Below are 7,310 nucleotides of genomic sequence, written 5' to 3'. Positions count from 1 at the left end.
CGGGGCAAAAGCCTTTTGCTTACTTTTCGGCGTTTGGAAAAGTGAGTCGCTGTAAGAGCGAAACCATAAGAAGCCGTTACCGCAGCAACGGATATACACCCAAAACTCAAGCGCAAACCCAAAACCCAGACAAACAAAAACGCCCGGCAAATGCCGGGCGTCTTGTATTGACTTGATTAGCGAGCGCGGTAAGTAATACGCCCTTTGCTCAAGTCATAGGGCGTCAGCTCGACGCGCACTTTGTCACCGGTAAGAATACGAATGTAGTTCTTGCGCATCTTGCCGGAAATATGCGCGGTTACGACGTGCCCATTTTCCAACTCCACACGAAACATGGTGTTGGGCAGGGTGTCGACGACAGTGCCTTCCATTTCGAAGCTGTCTTCTTTCGACATGCAGTAAAGCCCTCGGTATCCAATGAATGGCCCGGTGCAACTGCGCCAGGCAAAAGCGGCGTGCATTGTGCCCGAAAAATGGGGTTTACGCCAAGGGGTTTAGGGTCTGCATTCAGTTCAGGATGACCCAGCGCTGATTAATGAGCAGTTCGATGGGCCGATATTGGGTCTTGTAGTTCATCTTTTTGCAGTTTTTGATCCAATAGCCCAGGTACACCGCTTCAAGCCCCAGGCGTTGGGCTTCGGCGATTTGCCAGAGGATGGCGTAGCGCCCCAGGCTGCGGCGTTCTTCCTGCGGTTCGTAAAAGGTGTAGACCGCGGACAGGCCGTTGGGCAGCAGGTCGGTGACGGCGACTGCAAGTAACCGTCCGTCGAGCCGGAACTCATAAAAGCGTGAGAAGGGCAGGTCGCGTACCAGAAAAGTCGAGAATTGATCGCGGCTCGGCGGGTACATGTCGCCATCCGCGTGGCGCTGTTCGATGTAGCGTTGATAGAGGTCGAAGTACTCTTCGCTGAACGCCGGCTTGACCGGGCGCACCTGCAAATCGATGTTGCGCTTGAAAATGCGTTTCTGCTGCCGGTTGGGATTGAACTGTGCCACCGGAATGCGCGCAGGCACGCAGGCATTGCAGTTCTGGCAATGCGGGCGGTAAAGATGATCGCCGCTGCGACGAAAGCCCATTTCCGACAGATCTGCGTAGACATGCACATCCATGGGCTGGCTCGGATCGAGAAACAGGGTCGTCGCCTGTTCCTCGGGCAGATAACTGCAAGAGTGAGGCTGAGTGGCATAAAACTTCAAACGCGCCAACTCGGTCATGATCAACCCTCAAGGGTAAGCTGGTGAATTAAGTGTAAGCCACGCGCGCAAAAGTCGCTCAGCAAACCCAGGTCGCATGATTGGGTTGATCGAGGTGCCGGGCCAGATAGTCGGCGAATGTCTGCCGTGAAATGGCCCGGGCGCCAAGGCTGTGCAGGTGATCGGTCGGCATCTGGCAGTCGATCAGCACGAAACCCGCTTCCTTAAGATGTTGCACCAGCGTGGCAAAGCCGTACTTGGAAGCATTGTCCGCACGACTGAACATTGACTCGCCAAAGAACAGTTGCCCCATCGCTTGGCCGTACAGGCCTCCGACCAGTTCGCCCTGATCCCGTACCTCCACCGAGTGAGCAAAGCCGCGCCGATGCAGTTCGATATAGGCGTTCTGCATCGCCTCGGTGATCCAGGTGCCGTCGGCGTATTCCCTGGGGGCGGCGCAGGCGCGGATCACGGCGTCGAAATCCTGATCGAAGGTCACTTGATAACGCTGTTTGCGCATCAATTTGCCGAGGCTGCGCGAGACGTGCAGTTCGTCGGGAAAAAGCACGGTGCGCGGATCCGGCGACCACCAGAGAATCGGCTGACCTTCGGAAAACCATGGAAAGCAGCCATGGCGATAGGCCTGGATCAAGCGATCGGCGGATAGGTCGCCGCCGGCCGCCAGCAATCCGTTGGGATCGCGCATGGCCTTTTCCAGTGGCGGGAAAGTCAGTGAGTTGCGTTGTAACCAAGTCAGCATGGCGTCCAGGCTTGCAGAAGGGGAGGGCGGTGGGCAGTGGGCCCGCGGTAAAGTGTGCCGGGAAATGACGCGAATGTCCTCCGTTGCAGTACGGCTTTTGCGTAGCTGCAACTTGAGCATCCGGATGCGGTCGTAATCGGGCGCAACACCGGTGCGAGCAAGCTTGCCGACGTCAATGTGTGGCGTTCATGGGAGATGAGGCGCGAATGCTTCGCTACGTTCATCAAATACACCTCATAAGCCTTTGTCACAAAAGACAATGCATGCTCAAATTGAACGCCGGGTGTTGTGCGTTTGGCTATGCTTGAACCAGAGACCTGGAAGCATGGCATCGAACGCGCAAACCCGTACAATGCCGGGCTGTTACAGAATATTCGCCGCGTGCCGTGTTTATAAAAGGCGGGGCGCAGTGTTAAAAGTAGTCTCCGTTGCGCCCGTCAATTTTTTTACCTGCCTGGATTGGGCAGTTTTTTTCGTCATTCAATAGATGGACGCGCCTCTGGCGCAGGAAAAGAAGCGTTTTGAAGAAATCCACGGAAGCACCAAAAACAGTCGTTCCGCTATGGCGTCAACAGTTGCACTACCGGCTCAAGGAAGGTGCATTGATCGCCATCGGCGCCTTGTGCCTGTTCCTGATGATGGCCTTGCTGACTTACGGCAAGGACGATCCGGGCTGGAGCCACAACAGCAAGATCGACGACGTGCAGAACTTCGGCGGCCCTGCCGGTTCCTACAGCGCCGACATCCTGTTCATGGTGCTGGGGTACTTCGCATACATCTTCCCGTTGCTGCTGGCGATCAAGGCGTATCAGATCTTTCGTCAGCGTCATGAGCCCTGGCAGTGGAGCGGCTGGCTGTTTTCCTGGCGCCTGATCGGTCTGGTGTTTCTGGTGTTGTCCGGCGCTGCACTGGCGCACATTCATTTCCATGCAGCCACCGGATTGCCGGCCGGCGCGGGTGGTGCGCTGGGTGAAAGCCTCGGTGACCTGGCCCGCAACGCCCTGAACATTCAGGGCAGCACGTTGCTGTTTATTGCACTGTTCCTGTTCGGCCTGACGGTGTTCACCGACCTGTCGTGGTTCAAGGTGATGGACATCACCGGCAAGATCACCCTCGACCTGTTCGAACTGTTCCAGGGCGCGGTCAACCGCTGGTGGTCGGCGCGTACCGAGCGCAAGCAACTGGTTGCGCAACTTCGGGAAGTCGACGATCGCGTACATGACGTTGTTGCACCGACGGTCACCGACAAACGCGAGCAGGCCAAGGTCAAGGAACGTCTGATCGAGCGCGAACAGGCCCTGAGCAAGCACATGTCCGAGCGCGAGAAACAGGTGCCGCCGGTCATCGCCCCGGCCCCGGTCAAGGCGCCGGAGCCAAGCAAGCGCGTGCAGAAAGAGAAGCAGGTGCCGTTGTTCGTCGACAGCGCCGTGGAAGGCACCTTGCCGCCGATCTCGATTCTCGATCCTGCGGAAAAGAAACAACTCAATTATTCGCCTGAATCCCTGGCGGCGGTCGGCCACTTGCTGGAGATCAAGCTCAAGGAATTCGGCGTCGAAGTCACCGTGGATTCGATCCATCCGGGCCCGGTCATTACCCGTTACGAAATCCAGCCTGCTGCGGGCGTGAAGGTCAGCCGTATCGCTAACCTGGCGAAAGACCTTGCACGTTCGCTGGCCGTGACCAGTGTGCGGGTGGTGGAAGTGATTCCGGGCAAGACCACGGTCGGTATCGAAATTCCCAACGAAGACCGGCAGATCGTGCGCTTCTCTGAAGTGCTGTCGACCCCTGAGTACGACAACTTCAAATCGCCGGTCACCCTGGCCCTGGGTCACGACATCGGCGGTAAACCGGTCATCACTGACCTGGCGAAAATGCCGCACCTGCTGGTGGCCGGTACCACCGGTTCCGGTAAGTCGGTGGGTGTGAACGCGATGATTCTGTCGATCCTGTTCAAGTCCGGCCCGGATGACGCCAAGCTGATCATGATCGACCCGAAAATGCTCGAGCTGTCGATCTACGAAGGCATTCCGCACCTGCTGTGCCCGGTCGTGACCGACATGAAGGACGCCGCCAACGCCCTGCGCTGGAGCGTGGCCGAGATGGAGCGTCGCTACAAGCTGATGGCGAAGATGGGCGTGCGAAACCTGTCCGGCTTCAACGCCAAGGTCAAGGAAGCCCAGGACGCCGGCGAGCCGCTGAGCGATCCGCTGTACAAACGCGAAAGCATCCACGACGAAGCGCCGCTGTTGCAGAAGCTGCCGACCATCGTCGTGGTCGTGGACGAATTCGCCGACATGATGATGATCGTCGGCAAGAAGGTAGAAGAACTGATCGCCCGTATCGCCCAGAAGGCGCGTGCGGCCGGTATCCACCTGATCCTCGCGACCCAACGGCCGTCGGTGGATGTGATCACCGGTCTGATCAAGGCCAACATCCCGACGCGGATGGCGTTCCAGGTATCGAGCAAGATCGACTCCCGGACCATCATCGACCAAGGCGGCGCCGAACAACTGCTCGGCCACGGTGACATGCTTTACATGCCGCCGGGCACCAGCCTGCCGATCCGGGTTCACGGCGCATTTGTGTCCGACGATGAAGTTCACCGGGTGGTTGAAGCCTGGAAACTGCGCGGCGCGCCGGAATACAACGACGACATCCTCAATGGTGTCGAAGAGGCGGGCAGTGGTTTCGAAGGCAGCAGCGGCGGCGGTGACGGCGACGATCCGGAAGCCGACGCGCTGTACGACGAAGCCGTGCAATTCGTGCTCGAAAGCCGCCGTGCCTCCATCTCCGCTGTACAGCGCAAGCTGAAGATCGGCTACAACCGTGCCGCACGCATGATCGAAGCCATGGAAATGGCCGGGGTCGTGACGTCGATGAACACCAACGGTTCCCGCGAAGTCCTGGCCCCTGGCCCGGTACGCGACTGATTCGATACCCTGATCCAAATGCAATGGGCGGTGCATGAAGCGCCGTCCACTTTCCCACGAGTATTCAAGAGGACTCCCATGCGTCTTATCCGCATGCTGCTGCCGGTACTGGCTCTGACCACCCTCACGGCTCACGCCGATGACAAGGATGTGGCTCGCCTGACCCAATTGCTCGAAACATCCAAGACCCTGACCGCCAATTTTTCCCAGCTGACCCTCGACGGCAGCGGCACCCAGTTGCAGGAAACCACCGGCGACATGACCCTGCAGCGTCCGGGCCTGTTCTACTGGCACACCAATGCGCCAGCCGAGCAGACCATGGTGTCCGACGGCAAGAAAGTCACCCTGTGGGACCCGGACCTGGAACAGGCCACCATCAAGAAGCTCGATGAGCGTCTGACCCAGACCCCGGCGCTGTTGCTGTCTGGCGACGTATCGAAGATCAGTCAGAGCTTTGACATCACCGCGAAAGAGGCCGGTGGCGTGATCGACTTCACCCTGAAGCCGAAAACCAAGGACACCCTGTTCGACAGCCTGCGCTTGTCGTTCCGCAACGGTCTGGTCAATGACATGCAACTGATCGACAGCGTCGGCCAGCGCACCAACATCCTGTTTACCGGTGTGAAGGCCAACGAAGCGGTCCCGGCATCGAAGTTCAAGTTCGACATCCCGAAGGGTGCCGATGTGATCCAGGAATAAACACAGAGGTTTCAACGGTACGTGATGGATCTGTTTCGCAGTGCACCGATCGCCCAGCCCCTGGCCGCCCGTTTGCGGGCGACCAATCTGGACGAGTACGTCGGTCAGGAACACGTGCTCGCTCGCGGCAAGCCTCTGCGCGAAGCGCTGGAGCAGGGTGCCCTGCATTCGATGATCTTCTGGGGCCCGCCGGGCGTGGGCAAGACCACGTTGGCGCGGTTGCTGGCAGAAGTCTCGGATGCGCACTTCGAAACGGTTTCGGCAGTGCTGGCCGGGGTCAAGGAGATCCGTCAGGCGGTGGAAATCGCCAAGCAGCAGGCCGGCCAGTACGGCAAGCGCACGATCCTGTTTGTCGATGAAGTGCACCGCTTCAACAAGTCTCAACAGGACGCCTTCCTGCCGTACGTTGAAGACGGCACCCTGATCTTCATTGGCGCCACCACTGAAAACCCTTCGTTCGAACTGAACAACGCATTGCTGTCGCGGGCGCGGGTCTACGTACTCAAAAGCCTCGACGAAGCGGCGTTGCGCAAACTGGTGCACCGCGCCCTCACCGAAGAGCGTGGTCTGGGCAAGCGACATCTGACGCTCAGCGATGAAGGCTTTCAGATGCTGCTGTCCGCCGCCGATGGCGATGGCCGGCGCCTGCTGAATCTGCTGGAAAACGCCTCGGACCTGGCCGAAGACAACAGTGAGATGGGCACCGAGCTGCTGCAAAGCCTGCTCGGCGACACTCGCCGGCGTTTCGACAAGGGCGGCGAAGCGTTCTACGACCAGATTTCCGCGCTGCACAAATCGGTTCGCGGCTCGAATCCTGACGGCGCGCTGTACTGGTTTGCGCGAATGATCGACGGCGGCTGCGATCCGCTGTACCTCGCCCGGCGGGTGGTGCGGATGGCCAGCGAAGACATCGGCAACGCCGATCCTCGCGCCCTGAGCCTGTGCCTGGCCGCGTGGGAAGTGCAGGAACGTCTCGGCAGCCCGGAAGGTGAGTTGGCAGTGGCGCAGGCAATCACTTATCTGGCCTGTGCGCCGAAAAGCAACGCGGTGTACATGGGTTTCAAGACCGCACTGCGCGCTGCCGCCGAACACGGTTCGCTGGAAGTGCCGCTACATCTGCGCAATGCGCCGACCAAATTGATGAAGCAATTGGGTTATGGCGACGAATACCGCTATGCCCACGACGAACCGGACGCTTACGCTGCCGGCGAAGACTATTTCCCGGAAGAACTCGACCCGATTCCGTTCTACCAGCCGGTGCCCCGTGGCCTGGAATTGAAGATCGGCGAAAAGCTCAACCACCTCGCCCAACTTGATCGTTTAAGCCCCCGGCAGCGGAGAAAATAGTGGTTCCATTGATTGTTGCGGTCTCCGTCGGCGGGATTGCCGGCACTTTGTTGCGCTTCGCCACCGGTAATTGGGTCAACGCCAATTGGCCTCGGCACTTCTATACCGCGACGCTGGCCGTTAATATCGTGGGCTGTCTGCTGATTGGCGTGTTGTACGGCCTGTTTTTGATACGCCCGGAAGTACCGATCGAGGTACGTGCCGGGTTGATGGTCGGCTTCCTCGGGGGGCTGACGACATTTTCATCCTTTTCACTGGATACGGTGCGCCTGCTGGAAAGCGGGCAAGTGCCGCTGGCCCTGGGCTATGCGGCCATCAGCGTATTCGGCGGGCTGCTCGCGACCTGGGCTGGCCTGTCCCTGACCAAACTTTGATAACGA

Annotated in this window: 7 protein-coding genes; 4 read left to right on the top strand and 3 right to left on the bottom strand. The window is 59.1% G+C overall.

Annotated features, from left to right (window positions below; all coding sequences use genetic code 11):
- Nucleotides 1-176: 176 nt before the first annotated feature.
- From infA to aat, 3 genes are all read right to left on the bottom strand, one after another.
- Nucleotides 177-395 (bottom strand): translation initiation factor IF-1, encoded by a 219-nt coding sequence (infA, locus tag CAG25_RS25265; protein WP_002553999.1) that lies wholly within the window; start codon nucleotides 393-395, stop codon nucleotides 177-179.
- A 112-nt stretch (nucleotides 396-507) separates the two neighbouring features.
- Entirely contained in the window at nucleotides 508-1,215 is a 708-nt protein-coding gene (locus tag CAG25_RS25260) for an arginyltransferase (RefSeq protein WP_007958178.1), read from the bottom strand.
- A gap of 58 nt (nucleotides 1,216-1,273) precedes the next feature.
- The gene (gene aat / locus CAG25_RS25255) at nucleotides 1,274-1,954 is read right to left on the bottom strand and encodes a leucyl/phenylalanyl-tRNA--protein transferase (RefSeq protein ID WP_085613264.1); all 681 of its coding nucleotides are present in this window, start codon (nucleotides 1,952-1,954) and stop codon (nucleotides 1,274-1,276) included.
- Between the two features lie 521 nt (nucleotides 1,955-2,475).
- Here aat and CAG25_RS25250 point away from each other — a divergent pair.
- The 4 genes from CAG25_RS25250 to crcB all read left to right on the top strand — a co-directional run bounded on the left by CAG25_RS25250 (nucleotide 2,476) and on the right by crcB (nucleotide 7,304).
- Nucleotides 2,476-4,884: a DNA translocase FtsK gene (locus CAG25_RS25250; protein ID WP_045121862.1), complete on the top strand. Its 2,409-nt coding sequence runs from the start codon at nucleotides 2,476-2,478 to the stop codon at nucleotides 4,882-4,884.
- Between the two features lie 78 nt (nucleotides 4,885-4,962).
- Nucleotides 4,963-5,583, top strand: coding sequence for an outer membrane lipoprotein chaperone LolA (lolA, locus tag CAG25_RS25245; protein ID WP_011334944.1), 621 nt, complete (start codon nucleotides 4,963-4,965; stop codon nucleotides 5,581-5,583).
- A 24-nt stretch (nucleotides 5,584-5,607) separates the two neighbouring features.
- Nucleotides 5,608-6,930: a replication-associated recombination protein A gene (locus CAG25_RS25240; protein ID WP_007958186.1), complete on the top strand. Its 1,323-nt coding sequence runs from the start codon at nucleotides 5,608-5,610 to the stop codon at nucleotides 6,928-6,930.
- Nucleotides 6,930-7,304: a fluoride efflux transporter CrcB gene (gene crcB, locus CAG25_RS25235; RefSeq protein ID WP_007958188.1), complete on the top strand. Its 375-nt coding sequence runs from the start codon at nucleotides 6,930-6,932 to the stop codon at nucleotides 7,302-7,304. The genes CAG25_RS25240 and crcB overlap by 1 nt, the downstream gene beginning before the upstream one ends.
- Nucleotides 7,305-7,310 lie beyond the last annotated feature (6 nt).

Source organism: Pseudomonas sp. B16(2017) (assembly GCF_002113205.1).
GTDB lineage: Bacteria > Pseudomonadota > Gammaproteobacteria > Pseudomonadales > Pseudomonadaceae > Aquipseudomonas > Aquipseudomonas pharyngis.
This window is presented reverse-complemented; position numbering and strand designations above follow the sequence as displayed.